The organism is Candidatus Methanosphaera massiliense, assembly GCF_028890305.1.
Lineage (GTDB): Archaea > Methanobacteriota > Methanobacteria > Methanobacteriales > Methanobacteriaceae > Methanosphaera > Methanosphaera massiliense.
Window position 1 is genome coordinate 653683 of record NZ_JARBXM010000001.1, and the last position, 14655, is coordinate 668337.

Here is a 14655-nt window from a genome sequence, read left to right on the forward strand (position 1 = left end):
ATTTCATCGTCCTAGCTTATCTAGTTTCTCATTAACCTTTGCAGGTAGTAATTGTTTTATTATTGAGATATCTTCATCATTAAATGTTCTAAGAAGGAATATCATAGCAAAATATACTATTACTCCAATTATGATGCTGACGAATAGGTCTAAGTTTAGTACATGGATTACAGCTCCCATAACTATACTAGCAATGAGTGGTTTTATGATTATTTCTCTTAATGGTACTGAGTATCCATATTTATGCATTATATAAATATAGAATATAACCATACTTACCTCATTAAGAACAGTAATCATTGCAGCACCAACACCACCAAATAACTTAATTAATATGAAGTTTCCTATTGTACTGAATAGTAAACAGATAAATGTAGCTTTCATAGTTTCATGTTGCTTATTTATTGAAGCAATACTAGTACCTAAAATATAACTTAAGAATATTGCAGGTAGTGCCCATATTATTAATTCAAGTATTGGTATAGTGTTCACATAAGCTGGTCCATAGATAAATAATATAATCTTATCTGCAAGTATTGTTGTTCCCATTGCTATAGGTATACTAAGTATTGAAAGATATTTTAATGATTTTTTGTACGTATAATTAAGCATTTCTGGATTGTCAACATAGAATTTTGAGAACAATGGTAGAACTGCAGTTGAGTATACTGTTGGTATAAAGATTAGTGCCTGCATTAAATTGAAAGCAGCAGTATATTCCCCTACAACAGCACTTGTAGTTAACATATTTAATAGAATTGTATTCATTTTAAATGATATTAAAGCGAATATACTTGTTATTGCTAGTGGAAATGCATTATATATTAAATATTTCCAGAATTTAAAGTCTGCCTGGAAGTGTATTAATCCATAATTTTTACTACACATTGCAAAGTCATATATTAAAACTATTACTGTTGATATAAGATATACCATTGCAACTGCTATTACAGACTGTTTTGTAAATACACAAATCATAACACCAATAAACATGGTTACAGCATTGATGATTTCTGCTATGGACTGATATTCCATTTGTTCATATGCTCGGAACATGGATGTGAATGTTCCACTAAATGCATCAATAATAACAGATGATCCTATCAGATATACAACATATTTTGTAGTATCATTAAAAACACCTATGTTTACAAAGGTTACTAGAACTATCATTGTAATTATTGATAAAATTAGTTTTATAGTTCCATGATTTCCAAGATATTTATATGTTCTACTTTTATCTCGCGCAACTTCTCGTATTGTTAATGTTGATAATCCGAGATCTGTGAAAATAGCAAATAATCCTGATATTGCTGTTGCAAATGAAATTATACCAAAATTAGTTGTTCCAAGGTATCTGGCTGAATATAATGTATAAAAAAATGCTAGAACATAACCTATCATTTGTGATAGGAATAATACGCTCGTGTTTTTCGCTAATGTTCTAACAGTATTCATTATTTAACCTTCTTTTAATTACAATTTCTTTTATAGTTATTAGGATATATATTTTATAGTTTCATCAGGGATTGTATCTTCTTTTAAAAATTTAGTTTCAACAAGTTCTAATGCTTCTTTGACAACTTGGTCCATATTTAAGTTTTTGTACTGAGCTAACCTTCCAATGAATGATACCTGAGGGAATTTTTCTGATAATTCAAGATATCTTTCATATAATTCCTGGTTTTCTTCGCGTGGTATCGGATAGTAGGGGATATTACTTTCAGGATAGTTTGGATTATAGTCTATAGGAAATTCAAATTGAACAGCTGACTTAAATGATTGTTGTCCAGTTATATACTTGTATTCTGTTATTCTTGTAAAATGGTACTCATTAGGATAGTTTATTGTAGCATTATCCTGGAAGTGTGGTCTGTCAACAGTTTCATCCATTAAAATTAATGACCTGTACGGTAAACGGCCGTATATGAAGTTAAAGAATTCATCAATCATGCCGGTGAATATTACTTGTCCCTTGAATTCCTCATCATGATAATATATTTTTTTATTTTCAAAATCAATATTTAATACGTCATGATAATCCTTTTCAAGTAGTATGTTAATGTTATGATTAGATATCATATTTTGAAACATTTGAGCGTAACCATTTGTTGGTACGCCTTGATAGATGTCCTGATAATACCTGCAATCATATGATAAATGTAAGGGTAGTTGCTCCATAATTGCTGAGTCAAGTTCCTCTGGACGATAGCCCCACTGATTTAATGTATAATTAAGATATATTTCATTATACAGGTAGTCTGCAAGTTTTTCAATATTAGGGTCGTCTGATTTTTTTAATTCATGAATAGGAATCTTATCATTAACATTATATTTTTCTAGTAATGCTGTTTTTATATCTTCTGATTCCTCTGGCATACACTTATCTATACTGATAAGATTAAATGGTAAGGGAACATAATCTCCATCAATTTTTCCAACTACTTTATGGTTATATATGTTCCAATTAGTAAATCTGGATAAATATTTGTATACTTTGATGCTGTCTGTGTGGAAAATGTGTGGTCCATATTTATGAACTAGTATTCCCTCCTCATTATAGTAATCATAACAATTTCCACCTATATGGTCTCGTTTATCGATTAATAGTACTTTTTTATTAAGTCTGTTTGCTACTTGTTCTGCTACAGTAAGCCCTGCTATCCCTGCACCTACTATTATAAAGTCATATGCCAAAATATTTATCCTCCCTTAATTTATTTAAATAATGTCTTTTAATGATTTATCAATTATTTTTATTCCCTTTTTCTGTAGGAATATGAACATTGCAATGGTTATGAAGGTTTCCGTTATTGCGAATGAAATTGCTATTCCTATCTCTTTCATTAATGTTATAAGTATTATTCCAAGTATAATGTCAAGTATGCCTCCGAGCATTACTATTGTTGTGAATGCTTTTTTATAGTTGAATGTTAACATGGTTTCTATACCGAATATTGTACTTAAACTAACTACGAATGGTAGAACTGATAATATTCTCAGTAATATAATTGAATTATGATATGCCTCTCCAAATAGTATTGAAATTATAAGATCTGCAAATACAAATAATCCAACAGATAGTACTATTCCCACTATAGCCATTATTTTTGTTATCTTACGTATGAATTCGATACTTGTTTTTTTATCACTTGCTACTTCACGGCTAATAAATGGATATAATGCCTGTGATATAGGATTTAATAATCCATTCACAGCTAATACTATCTTCTCTGCAATACTATAATATCCTACGAGGGTATTGTTTGTTAATAAACCTAATAGGAATGTGTTAGTGGTTGTGTACATATTTATAGATATTGTAGATATGAATACATGCCATCCTTCCTTTAGCTGATACTTAATATTACTTATAGATGGTAGTTTTATATTAATATCAAATCTTGTTAAAGCTACATATATTCCAAGAACACCCACTATGATAAATCCTAGAGAGTTTATCACAGGTACTAATAAATAATCTGATGTATTATGTACAAATACAAATATAAGCACGGTGAATATTACTTTTCCGATAATATTAAGAATACTAGTATACTTCATATACTCCATTCCCTGAAATAGCCATGTTGGAAAGAGCATATATCCAATAACCATACCAAAAGTTAATAGGTATACATCAGCATCAGCACTAAATTTAGGAATGAATGTTATTATAGCATATAATATTAGAAAGCTTAATATACATAGGCATACCTTAATAAACATCACAGAATTAAAAATTTCCGACACTTTATCTTTATCAGTACGATACAGAGCTAGTTCTCTTGTTGCTGATAAATTAAATCCATAATCAGTTAAATATTCAAAATAAGTAATTAGTGATATTGCATATTGGGTTAAACCGAATTTATCTGGTCCCAACACCATTGTTAAATAGGGAAGTGTTATTAATGGTAAAATATAACTTGCAAATTGAAGTCCTGTTAAGGATACCATGTTTTCAAGAATTCTCTTATATTCCTTTTTCTTAAATAGACTTTTTATTCTTGAAATCATTATATCACCATTAGAAACAATAACAAATAAAATAGGATTTAAATCCTATTTATTCTTTTTCAAATTCATTCACATAAAAATTAATAGTTTCCTTCAGCTCTTTTTTGAAGTCATGTTCACTTTCAAATCCAAATGCTTCCTGTGCTTTACTAATATCCGCAACGGAGTTTCTAATATCACCATTACGCACAGGTTTATAAACTGGGTTGAAGTCACAATCCATTATTTCACAAATAATTTCAAGTAATTCATTAATAGATGTTGTTTTTCCATGAGCAATGTTATATACTCCTGTTGCATTACTTTTTGCTACTTCATAGTTTGCTTTTGCGATGTTTTTTACGTATATGAAATCACGTGTTTGTTCTCCATCACCATATATTATAGGTTGTTCCTTATTCAGTAATGCTTTGATGAATTTTGGAATAACACCACTATATGGTGAACCTACACTTTGTCTAGGTCCAAATACGTTAAAGTATCTTAGACAGGCAGTTGGAAGATTATATGTGTTTGTAAATGTGTAGGAGTATAATTCAAGCAGTGCTTTTGAAACAGCATAGGGTGATAATGGTTGTAGGGGCAGTGTTTCTACATTTGGAAGAACATCTGTTTCACCATAAACTGCTGCTGATGAAGCGGATACTACTTTTTTAACATTTGTTTTACAAGCAGCTTTAAGTACGTTAAATGATCCATCAATATTAGTTTTATTTGTTTCAGTTGGTTTTTCAACACTCTCTGGTACACTTATAAGTGCTGCTTCGTGAAATACATAGTCATGATTCTCAAATATAGGCTGTAAATCTAAACTTCTAATATCCCCACAGATTAATTCTATTCTGTCATGATCTAAGTCTTTAAGATTTTCTACTTTTCCCGTAGACATATTATCTATAATTGTTACTTTAGATACGTTATTATTTAGTAATGTTTCTGTAATATGTGAGCCAATGAAACCAGCTCCTCCTGTAACTATGCATCTTGTATCTTTCATTTATTTAACCTCTATTTTATTGGAAAATATTATTGTTTTCGACTAAATCTTTTTCTAAATAGTTTATATAGTCATGTTTCATTAAAATTTCTATATTTAATATATATTTATTCTATAATATGGTTGTTTATTTAATTATGAATATAATATTATATTTTGTCTGTTATTTAATGTTTTTTTATATTCTTATTTACCGTATGATGATTTTTGAAATTAAACAGGAATTTTAGTTTGCTGTCACATTGTATAACAGTTTTAAAGTTCTATAAGGATTACTATCATTTCCTTTATATAATTCCACATCTAATTCCTGATTAGCACCGATATAGCTAGTTCTATCAATATAGTATGGAGTAATACTCTCCTCATTATTTTTCAAAGTTCTATTATACTTTGTAATAGTATCATTATGACTCTTGATTTTCACAGTATAATTCATGTCCTGATGTTCCTCATTTTTTATACCAATATTAATCTTCTGAATAGAATACTGTGGAATGCTAGTTGGATAATCTGTTGTGTTATTATGGTGGTCTAACATATAGAATTCAGTATATCCTTCACCTGGATTGTGAATTACAACTAAATAAATAACTGATATTATTGCTATTATAAGGATAGTCACTAATATACCTTTAATAACCTTATCTATTAATCTCATAATTCACCTCCCAATTCTTATCTAAAAACTAATTATAATTTAATATGTATCTTATAATATAGATATTTATAGAATATAAAAGATTACTTATTCATGATTAATAGTAGGAGTTCATATAATGGATAAATTTTATGTAACCGACTGTGAAGGACCATTATCTGTTAATGATAATGCATATGAGATATCAGATTATTTTCTTCCAGAAGGTGGAGATTTTTTCAGTATACTAAGTAATTATGATGACATGTTAGTAGAACGTAATACTGAAGGATATCTTGCAGGCAGTACATTAAAACTTATATTGCCATTTTTCAAAGCACATGGTTTAACAGAAAATGATTTGATAGAATTCTCTGAAGATAATATTCTCATGATTGACGGAGCATATTCCATGATTAAATATGTTCAAGACATCATGCCTTTTTATATTGTAAGTACAAGTTATAATCAGTATATTAAAGCATTATCTGATAAAACAGGATTTAAGTATGAGAATACATATTCCACAAAGCTGGAATTAGATAAATATGAATTAAATGAGGAAGAACAAGATAAACTCATAGATATTCATAATAATATATTATTTGATTCTAGTTTTGAGAATATTGATAGACTCTTCAATGACGTAATATCTAAAATGGAAATCAATAAACTGGTAGAATCAGTAAAACCTGTTGGTGGAATAGGTAAAAGAGATGCAATTCTAGATATTATTGAGAAAAATAATTATCAACCAGAAGGTCTGATGTATAGTGGAGACAGTATAACTGATAAAGAGGCTCTGGAATATGCAAAAGATAACAATGGTTTAAGTATATCATTTAATGGAAATAATCACTCAATAAAATCTGCTTCAATTGCAATTGCTTCAACAAATAATTTAATATTAGCAGTAATAGCTGATATATTCAATAATAAGGGAACAGAAGGAGTATATGATTTTATAAATGAATACAATGAAGAACCATTGGAAGCAATTCTAAACTCTTCAAATAATAATGAAATCACACAAGAATTACTACTTAGTAAACCATCAATTGATGTAATAAATGAAGATAATATAGAAGAATTAACTAATAAAAGTAAAATAACACGTGATAAAGTACGTGGAAAAAGAATAGGAAATTTAGGATAGTGATTAGAATGGATTTTGAAATAGAAGATACATATTGTGAAGCATTTACTGGAACATGTGTAAGAATGCTTGTCACAGCAGAAGATGATATAACAATACAAAAAATAGCAAATGATGCTACAGCAACACCTGGAACGGTAATAGGAAGAACAGAATCTGGAGTAGAAAAATTTGTTGATAAAAGCGAAACACCAGATAACAGGCCAGGAGTAATCATCCAATTCTGGTATAATACAAAAAATCTTGATAAATTTGATAAAGAATTATCATTCAGGATAAGACAAGATATACTAGTAAAACCATTCGTTAAAATATTTGATGCATCAATAGACCCATTTGATTACATAGACACAACAGAACATGTAGGACACTGTGGAGATGGATATGAATGGACAGAGGAATTATATGGCAGAACAATGATTCATGTACCTATTTGTGTACCAGACTTCTACATAGAACAAAAATTAGGAGCAATGGAAGGAATAATGGGTGTAAACTTCTGGTATTATTGTAGTACTAAAGAAGCAGTATTAGAAGCAGGATATAAAGCACTAGATGCACTAGCAGAAGTTGATGGAATATGTACGCCATTTGACATATGCTCAGCAGGATCAAAAGTAGAAACAAATTATCCTGAAATAGGTCCAACAACAAACCATCCATATTGTCCATCACTCAAAGATAAAATTGGAGATGAATCTAAGGTAGAAGATGGAGTAAACTATATACCTGAAATAGTAATCGATGCATTAACCCTAGAAAATGCTGAAGAATCATTAAAAAAAGGAATAGAAGCATTAAATGGTGTTGATGGTGTAATAAAAGTATCTGCAGGTAATTATGGTGGAGATCTTGGTAAATATAAATTCCATCTAAAAGATGTATTAGATTAAATTTTAGAGTTGAAACAAAGATGAACTTTGATATAATTGGATGGGGTGCATTAAATATAGACAGATTATGTCATGTAAACGAGTTTGCACCATCAGATGGAGAAACATACATAAATAATGAAACAAAGGCATGTGGTGGTTCTGCATCAAATACTATAATAGGAATATCAAAACTAGGATTAAACACTGGATATATTGGAAAAGTAGGTACTGATTCTAATGGAAAATTAATGAAACAATACCTCGAAGATAATAATGTTAATACAGACCACTTAATAGTAGAAGAAGGAGAAACAGGAGAAGTAATAGGTTTTGTAGATAACACAGGGGATCGTAAACTATACGTAACACCTAAAGTTAATGACAAAATATCTAACGATGAAATAAACAGGGATTACATTAAAAATACTAAAATATTACATTTAACCTCATTTGTAGGATTAAATCCTGAAGATCCATCAATAAATACACAAATGGAATTATTAGAAGAACTACCTGATGACATAATAATTTCATTTGACCCTGGAATGCTGTATGTAAACCGAGGAAAAGAATTCATGGATAAACTGATATCATACACAGATATCTTACTTATCAATGAAACAGAATTATTAATGACAACAGGTAAAGATACATTAAAAGAAGCAGTAGATATTATTGCACCACAAGTAGATATTCTAGTAGTAAAAAGATCAACAGAGGGGTCATATATTCGTAAAGGTAATGAAGAATATAATGTTGGAATATTTAAAGTGGATACAGTGGATACAACAGGTGCTGGTGATGCATACAATGCAGGATTCCTTTATGGAATACTAAATAATTATTCCCTTGAAGATTCTGGTATAATTGGAAGTTATATTGCAGCACAATCCACTATAAAACCTGGAGCAACAGAATCAATACCATATATAAAAGATATTAATTTAAATCAAATAATACAAAATTTTAAAAATCAATAAGAACAAAATATAATTAGTGTTATAAATAATTTAATTTATTATATACTCTAATATTCATATAAGACTAATCAAAAATTATAATAAAAAAAGGAGACTGAAAATGTTACACGGAACAAAAGTATTAAAAGAAGGATTCGCTAAAATGACAAAAGGCGGAGTAATTATGGATGTAGTAAATGCTGAACAAGCAGCAATAGCTGAAGATGCTGGTGCTGTATCAGTAATGGCTTTAGAAAGAGTACCTTCAGACATAAGAAAAGCTGGTGGAGTAGCAAGAATGGCTGATCCTTCCAAAGTAATAGAAATTATGGATGCTGTAGACATACCTGTAATGGCAAAAGTAAGAATCGGACACTTTGTAGAAGCACAAGTACTACAATCATTAGGAGTAGACATGATTGATGAAAGTGAAGTACTAACACAAGCAGATGAAGACTTCCATATAGACAAAGAAAAATTCACTATACCATTTGTATGTGGAGCAAGAAACCTTGGTGAAGCACTAAGAAGAATTGATGAAGGAGCAGCAATGATCAGAACTAAAGGTGAAGCAGGTACTGGTAATGTTGTAGAAGCAGTAAGACATATGAGAGCTATTAAAGGAGCTATAAGAGAAATAGAAAACAAAACAGAAGAAGAATTATGGCAAGTAGCTCGTGAAATAGATGCACCAAGAGATTTAGTAAAACTCACAGCAGAAAAAGGAAGAATTCCAGTAGTAAACTTTTCAGCAGGAGGAATAGCAACACCAGCAGATGCAGCATTAATGATGCAATTAGGAGCTGATGGAGTATTTGTAGGTTCAGGTATATTCAAATCAGAAAACCCAGAATTAGTTGCAAAAGCTGTAGTTGAAGCAACAGCACACTATGAAGATGCTGATTTAATTGCAGAAGTATCCACAGATTTAGGTGAAGCAATGCCTGGTATTGATATTAATGAAATACCTGAAGAACAAAGATTACAAAACAGAGGAAACTACATATAATTCCTCTAAACTATTTTTTTTATATTTAGATTTATAGTAAATTTATTCTAATACTGTTTTTTTTAATATTTATAGTAGTATGTATCATATAGACTAATACTGAAGAATATTGGTGAATAAATGAATTCCAATTCTAATACTGAAACTTTGAAAACATCTAAAAAACTCGAAGAAATCAGAAAAACTCTTCCAAAAGAAAACGTCACAATAAGAATATTACTTGATAATCTATTAAGTGAGGGAATTTATTTATTAGTTATTATATTAGTAGCTCCTTTTATCATACCTGTATCTATACCAGGAAGTAGTACACCATTTGGGATAATGATCATGTTACTTGCTTTATCAAGCTTACTTAATAAAAAGATTTATCTTCCAAAAAGTGTTGAAAATTATGAAATATCCCCTGAATCATTTGATAAAATATTCAATGTATTGTATAAGGCATTAAAATTTATAGAACGGATAGCTAAACCAAGGGGAAATCTTGTTAATAACACATATATTTTAAAATTTAATTCAGCAGTTATCTTTCTATTAGCATTCTTTTTATTCTTACCGATACCAATACCATTAACAGATTTTTGTCCTGCACTTGCAATACTTGTATTATCAGTAAGTAATCTAGAAGAAGATACATATTTAATGATAGTGGGATATTTAATTACTTTAGCAGGTATAACTTATTTCTTGTCTGTGAGTTACACTGGATTAGAATTAGCAAATACAGTTTTAAATCATTATAATATTACAATCTTAAATAATATAATTTAAAAAAAGAAATTAGGTAGTATGAGGATGTTTAATTAAAATAAAATATAAATGGATTCCTTTATCTTTTTTTACCTTTTGGGTGTGGAACTCTTTTTTTACGTTTATTAGCATCTGTCCTATTAAAGTCATTTAATTTTTGTTTCCAGTTGCGTCTGTTTATGTTTTCAGAGTTAAAACTTAGTTTTTCCTCATTTTCTTTTTCTTTTCTAACATGAGGAACTTTAGCATCTTCCCGTATGACTTTAACATCATTTTTCATGTTCTGTGCACGGTTCACATTCATATCAAAGTATTTTTTCTCTGGTTTTTTATTTGTATTTTTTTTAGGAGTACTAGCTACCTGTTTTGTTTTCACTGTTTTGTTTTTGGTATTTCTTGTTGATTTTTCTAAATCCGTGAATAATTCATCTGAGTCTAACACTATGTCATCGGTATTTACTGGAACTACTTCTTCATGTTCTACAGTAATATTCTCATTATCTCCATGGTCAATTGTTATATTTTCGGTATCGTTAGTTTCTTTGTTTTGGGATTGGTTGTGATGTAATTTTAGATTGAATTTGTTATTGAGATTCATGTGGCCTGATTTTTCGTCAGAAAATAGGTTGTTTTTTGGTTCTGTTTTTGTGACTTTTGCTTCTTTTGGATGGAATGTTCTGAGTATTGTATCTTTTAGCATTGATAATGTATTACCATTATTTTCTTTTTTTGGCTCATGAGCGTCATTGTGGAATGGATTATAGCCACTTAGTATGTCTTCTTGTATGACTTCATGTCTTCTTTCTTCTTTATCGTTTAAATCTTCTATTTCTATTTCTACATCATTAAATGGATTATTTGTTGTTTTTATGTAGTTGTTTAACCATGGATCAAGAGGATAATCTGTTATTCTGTTAAGATCAATCCAGCTATAGTTATCATATTTTTTTGAGAGAAGTAATTCTCCATTTAGGATTACACTATCCATAATGACATATAAGTCTTTTTTGTCATGTTTTTGGTAGCTAGTTACACCAAGTATTTTACCGGGGTATGTGTAGTATCCTATTTCTTTCTGGATATTAGTAAGTACTGTTTCATCAAAACTTTGATCTTCTGTTAGTGGTGCTCCTGGTAAATCCCAACGTGCTTTTTTATCCATACGTTTTTGTTTTAGTAATAGTATTTTACCGTGTTCACTACGTATAATAGTTTTAACATGCATATTAAATGTGTTCATTTTATTAAACATCCTATGAAATTATCAATTTTTAGTTAGTTCATGCGTTAGTATATACTAATATAATTTATGTCATTACTTGATATTATTATTTTAGTATTATTACTAAATTCATAAAAATAACTAGTTTTCTTTTTATTTTAAACTTAATTAGAGTGGATATATAGTACAACTTTATAAAAAATTAAGTTTCCGTTTAATTTTAAAAAAAATAGGTGGAGGGAGAATTATTGTGTTGTAGTTGTATTATTCACGTTTTGTGCTTGTGCCTGTGTGCTAGGTTCACCATAGAATGCTGGGTCTAGATTTAAATCATGTACTTTTTTATTTAAATCTGGGTTTTGGGCGAGTAATGTTTTTATGTCATTGTATGTCTGATTTAATTCATTATTTGAGCTAGTTGCATCATCATTGGCTCTGTTTATTGCATTTTGTGCGTCTTCATTTGTTTTTTCACCTTTGACATATTGTGATACTGCATTTAATGTAGTAACTGTTGCATTTAGGTTTTTAGATTGTAGTTCTACTCTTTTTATTTGTAAATCTATGTATTTTTTTTCAGTATCATTATTAGTAACAGCACCCGTTTCATTTAGCCGTAGTAGTTCCTCGGAATATTTAGGTGTTATGTCATTGTTTATGGTATTCATAAGCACATCCACATCTGTACTGTTTTGGTTATTGAATTGTTGCGTTGTGGTTGAAATACTAGACTCAATACTACTAGCATTCTGTAAAGTCTCATTGAAATGCTCTGACAATAGTTGGTCCTGGTATGATTGGTATTGTGGAATTCCTATTATTAAGATTATTGCTATAACAATAAGAGCTCCTATAACCTTATTATTCATTTTATCACCTAGATTATTTTTTTTATCTTATCAATGTTTTTCTTTTTCAATTTATATTAAATTATACTATATTTTTCTTTATGTGTAAAATCTTCGGTTAATCCTTTTATTAAAATGATGGTCATGTAAACTCATGAATTATAGTTGTAAAGTTTTAATATTGCATAATATAAATATTAATAATATTAGAGTAAATTAATCATGTATTAATTAATCATGATAAGGACGATTAGTGAAGTTTATTTTTTTTAATTTTGCTAAATTATACATTAAATAAGATATATCTTATTATAATCAGTGCAAGGTGTATTCAATGGGAATTAATGACGAAAATCCAAAAATGGAAGTTTCTAATCAAATAAAAGATTTGATTCATGAAGTTTTTGAATTAGAATTAAGTGGTCATAAAGATGCGAGAAATTTATACAGTGATGAAATAGCAGGTTTTTTAATTAGAACTGAGGACGGTTCATATACATTAACATCCGGTTCACGTGATGAAAACGATCCAGAAACATTACATAGTACATTTGGAGCAAGAACAGAAGCTTTTAAAAAATTTGCAATACCTTCCAAGTTAAGAGAAAAATCAGAATCAAGTAATTATTTAAGAATATTAGATATTTGCAGCGGTATTGGATATAATGCATCAGCAGTACTTGATTATTTAAATGATTCTGATACAGAAATTGAAATTGACATGGTTGAATCATCTCTTGAAACATTAGCTACCACCTTATTTATTCCTAATATCTGTGAATCACACGGATATGTTAAAAAAACCATTGAATCCTACTTAATGGATAAAGGATATCTACGTTATAATAAAGTATTAAGTGATATACCATCTAATATTAAACTCAATATTCATGTAATGGATGCTAGAACTTATGTTAAAAATATAATGAATGTTGAATATGATGCTGTATTTTTAGACCCATTTAGCCCATCTAAATGTCCTGAATTATATACTGTTGACTTTTTTAATAAATTAAAAGAACTATTAACACCTACAGCTTTAATATTAACCTATACTGCTGCCAGCCCAGTTAGAAGTGCAATGGTTGATGCTGGATTGGAAGTTGGTGAGGGACCAGAATTCCATAGAAGTGGGGGAACTGTTGCTTCTAGGTCTCCAGATTTAATAGAATCACCTTTAAGTTTCTCTGATGAAAAATTAATTGCATTAAGTGATGTTGGTGTTCCATTTATGGATCCTGATTTAAACGATGATTATCACACCATTATTGATAGACGTAGGTCTATACGTGGAAAAATAAGAGGAGTGTCAGTTTTCCCTGCATCTAATAAACTTCCACGTTATTTAGGTCTTGACCCAGAGACTATTGAAGATGAACGTCTACGTAATAAACTTAATTCTTATGTTCAAAGTATGGGATTTGATGCTATAAATGATTCTAAAATAATGGATATTTTAGATATTGATGATTCATTAACTAGTAGAAATCAAATCCTTCAGTTAAGAGATAATTTGAGGGACATGTTAGAAAAAATGAATGAGAATTAGAATAATTGCATTCTAATTCCTTATTAATTATTGTATTGACTATATTTATTTCTATTTCTTTTAGACCTGATTATATTTACAGCACTTAATTCACCTAGTAGGTATACGTGTATATCCCACATAGGATTTTTATTATTCACAGGTATATTTATTAGCTCTTCTATGTTCGTTTTTAAGTTTTTTTCTAGTTTTATTCTGTCAAATGTTACTGAAAATGAGTAGATATGGTATGTTACATTGAATGTATCATCGTAGGCTACTTTATGTTTTATTTTTCTTATAATTGCTGAGGTTATGTAATTTATGTTGCTTTGAACACATTCTACTGGTACTAGCTCTACAATATTCTTTAAATCATCCCTGATTTCAATTTCTTTTATTAATTCATCTGGTTTTGGATATTCTAATATGAATATGAATGGATTTTCAGATTCTTTTAGGAAGTAATTATATGCTTGTTCATTCATTTTCTTTTCAAACAGATAAATTTCTTCATCTAATTCCTGTGGCGTTGTTACTTGGTTGAATTTTACTAGCATTTCGTTTTGTTTTTGTTTGTTTATTCTCATAGTTATTTAATCTCACTCCATTATACATTGTATAATTATTTATCAAATAGATATTATT

At 29.2% G+C, this 14655-nt stretch carries 14 protein-coding genes; 6 read left to right on the forward strand and 8 right to left on the reverse strand.

Annotation, left to right across the window (positions count from 1 at the left end):
- Window positions 1–3: 3 nt before the first annotated feature.
- The 5 genes from OTK55_RS03185 to OTK55_RS03205 form a co-directional block, all read right to left on the reverse strand.
- Complete coding sequence (locus OTK55_RS03185; RefSeq protein WP_274870552.1) at window positions 4–1458, reverse strand: flippase; 1455 nt, start codon at window positions 1456–1458, stop codon at window positions 4–6.
- Between the two features lie 39 nt (window positions 1459–1497).
- Window positions 1498–2697, reverse strand: a complete 1200-nt coding sequence (gene glf / locus OTK55_RS03190) for a UDP-galactopyranose mutase (RefSeq protein ID WP_274870553.1) — start codon at window positions 2695–2697, stop codon at window positions 1498–1500.
- A gap of 24 nt (window positions 2698–2721) precedes the next feature.
- A complete protein-coding gene (locus OTK55_RS03195) occupies window positions 2722–4020 on the reverse strand; it encodes a flippase (RefSeq protein WP_274870555.1) in 1299 nt (432 codons plus the stop codon).
- A 49-nt stretch (window positions 4021–4069) separates the two neighbouring features.
- Window positions 4070–5017 (reverse strand): GDP-mannose 4,6-dehydratase, encoded by a 948-nt coding sequence (locus OTK55_RS03200; RefSeq protein ID WP_274870557.1) that lies wholly within the window; start codon window positions 5015–5017, stop codon window positions 4070–4072.
- A gap of 226 nt (window positions 5018–5243) precedes the next feature.
- Window positions 5244–5678: a DUF1616 domain-containing protein gene (locus tag OTK55_RS03205; RefSeq protein ID WP_274870558.1), complete on the reverse strand. Its 435-nt coding sequence runs from the start codon at window positions 5676–5678 to the stop codon at window positions 5244–5246.
- 118 nt (window positions 5679–5796) lie between these two features.
- On the opposite strand from OTK55_RS03205, the gene OTK55_RS03210 reads away from it, so the two are divergent.
- From OTK55_RS03210 to OTK55_RS03230, 5 genes are all read left to right on the forward strand, one after another.
- Window positions 5797–6813, forward strand: a complete 1017-nt coding sequence (locus OTK55_RS03210; protein WP_274870560.1) for a hypothetical protein — start codon at window positions 5797–5799, stop codon at window positions 6811–6813.
- An 8-nt stretch (window positions 6814–6821) separates the two neighbouring features.
- On the forward strand, window positions 6822–7706 hold the full coding sequence (locus OTK55_RS03215) for a formylmethanofuran--tetrahydromethanopterin N-formyltransferase (RefSeq protein ID WP_274870561.1): 885 nt from the start codon (window positions 6822–6824) through the stop codon (window positions 7704–7706).
- A 20-nt stretch (window positions 7707–7726) separates the two neighbouring features.
- A complete protein-coding gene (locus OTK55_RS03220) occupies window positions 7727–8668 on the forward strand; it encodes a carbohydrate kinase family protein (protein WP_274870562.1) in 942 nt (313 codons plus the stop codon).
- Between the two features lie 100 nt (window positions 8669–8768).
- Window positions 8769–9656 (forward strand): pyridoxal 5'-phosphate synthase lyase subunit PdxS, encoded by an 888-nt coding sequence (pdxS, locus tag OTK55_RS03225; protein WP_274870563.1) that lies wholly within the window; start codon window positions 8769–8771, stop codon window positions 9654–9656.
- A gap of 120 nt (window positions 9657–9776) precedes the next feature.
- Entirely contained in the window at window positions 9777–10430 is a 654-nt protein-coding gene (locus OTK55_RS03230) for an exopolysaccharide biosynthesis protein (protein ID WP_274870565.1), read from the forward strand.
- A gap of 58 nt (window positions 10431–10488) precedes the next feature.
- Here OTK55_RS03230 and OTK55_RS03235 read toward each other — a convergent pair whose 3' ends face one another.
- Both OTK55_RS03235 and OTK55_RS03240 read right to left on the reverse strand, forming a co-directional pair.
- A complete protein-coding gene (locus tag OTK55_RS03235; protein ID WP_274870566.1) occupies window positions 10489–11649 on the reverse strand; it encodes an NUDIX hydrolase in 1161 nt (386 codons plus the stop codon).
- Between the two features lie 227 nt (window positions 11650–11876).
- On the reverse strand, window positions 11877–12500 hold the full coding sequence (locus OTK55_RS03240) for a hypothetical protein (RefSeq protein ID WP_274870567.1): 624 nt from the start codon (window positions 12498–12500) through the stop codon (window positions 11877–11879).
- 313 nt (window positions 12501–12813) lie between these two features.
- Between OTK55_RS03240 and OTK55_RS03245 the strand changes: the two genes are divergently transcribed.
- Window positions 12814–14028, forward strand: coding sequence for an MnmC family methyltransferase (locus OTK55_RS03245; protein WP_274870569.1), 1215 nt, complete (start codon window positions 12814–12816; stop codon window positions 14026–14028).
- Between the two features lie 23 nt (window positions 14029–14051).
- Here OTK55_RS03245 and OTK55_RS03250 read toward each other — a convergent pair whose 3' ends face one another.
- On the reverse strand, window positions 14052–14597 hold the full coding sequence (locus OTK55_RS03250; protein ID WP_274870570.1) for a THUMP domain-containing protein: 546 nt from the start codon (window positions 14595–14597) through the stop codon (window positions 14052–14054).
- Window positions 14598–14655: the final 58 nt, after the last annotated feature.

Coding starts and splice junctions, on each gene's coding strand:
- OTK55_RS03220 (WP_274870562.1), top strand. CDS start 7,727: ATGAACTTTGATATAATTGGATGGGGTGCATTAAATATAGACAGATTA.
- OTK55_RS03185 (WP_274870552.1), bottom strand. CDS start 1,458: ATGAATACTGTTAGAACATTAGCGAAAAACACGAGCGTATTATTCCTA.
- OTK55_RS03245 (WP_274870569.1), top strand. CDS start 12,814: ATGGGAATTAATGACGAAAATCCAAAAATGGAAGTTTCTAATCAAATA.
- OTK55_RS03195 (WP_274870555.1), bottom strand. CDS start 4,020: ATGATTTCAAGAATAAAAAGTCTATTTAAGAAAAAGGAATATAAGAGA.
- pdxS (WP_274870563.1), top strand. CDS start 8,769: ATGTTACACGGAACAAAAGTATTAAAAGAAGGATTCGCTAAAATGACA.
- OTK55_RS03250 (WP_274870570.1), bottom strand. CDS start 14,597: ATGAGAATAAACAAACAAAAACAAAACGAAATGCTAGTAAAATTCAAC.
- OTK55_RS03210 (WP_274870560.1), top strand. CDS start 5,797: ATGGATAAATTTTATGTAACCGACTGTGAAGGACCATTATCTGTTAAT.
- OTK55_RS03230 (WP_274870565.1), top strand. CDS start 9,777: ATGAATTCCAATTCTAATACTGAAACTTTGAAAACATCTAAAAAACTC.
- OTK55_RS03215 (WP_274870561.1), top strand. CDS start 6,822: ATGGATTTTGAAATAGAAGATACATATTGTGAAGCATTTACTGGAACA.
- OTK55_RS03240 (WP_274870567.1), bottom strand. CDS start 12,500: ATGAATAATAAGGTTATAGGAGCTCTTATTGTTATAGCAATAATCTTA.
- OTK55_RS03235 (WP_274870566.1), bottom strand. CDS start 11,649: ATGAACACATTTAATATGCATGTTAAAACTATTATACGTAGTGAACAC.
- OTK55_RS03205 (WP_274870558.1), bottom strand. CDS start 5,678: ATGAGATTAATAGATAAGGTTATTAAAGGTATATTAGTGACTATCCTT.
- OTK55_RS03200 (WP_274870557.1), bottom strand. CDS start 5,017: ATGAAAGATACAAGATGCATAGTTACAGGAGGAGCTGGTTTCATTGGC.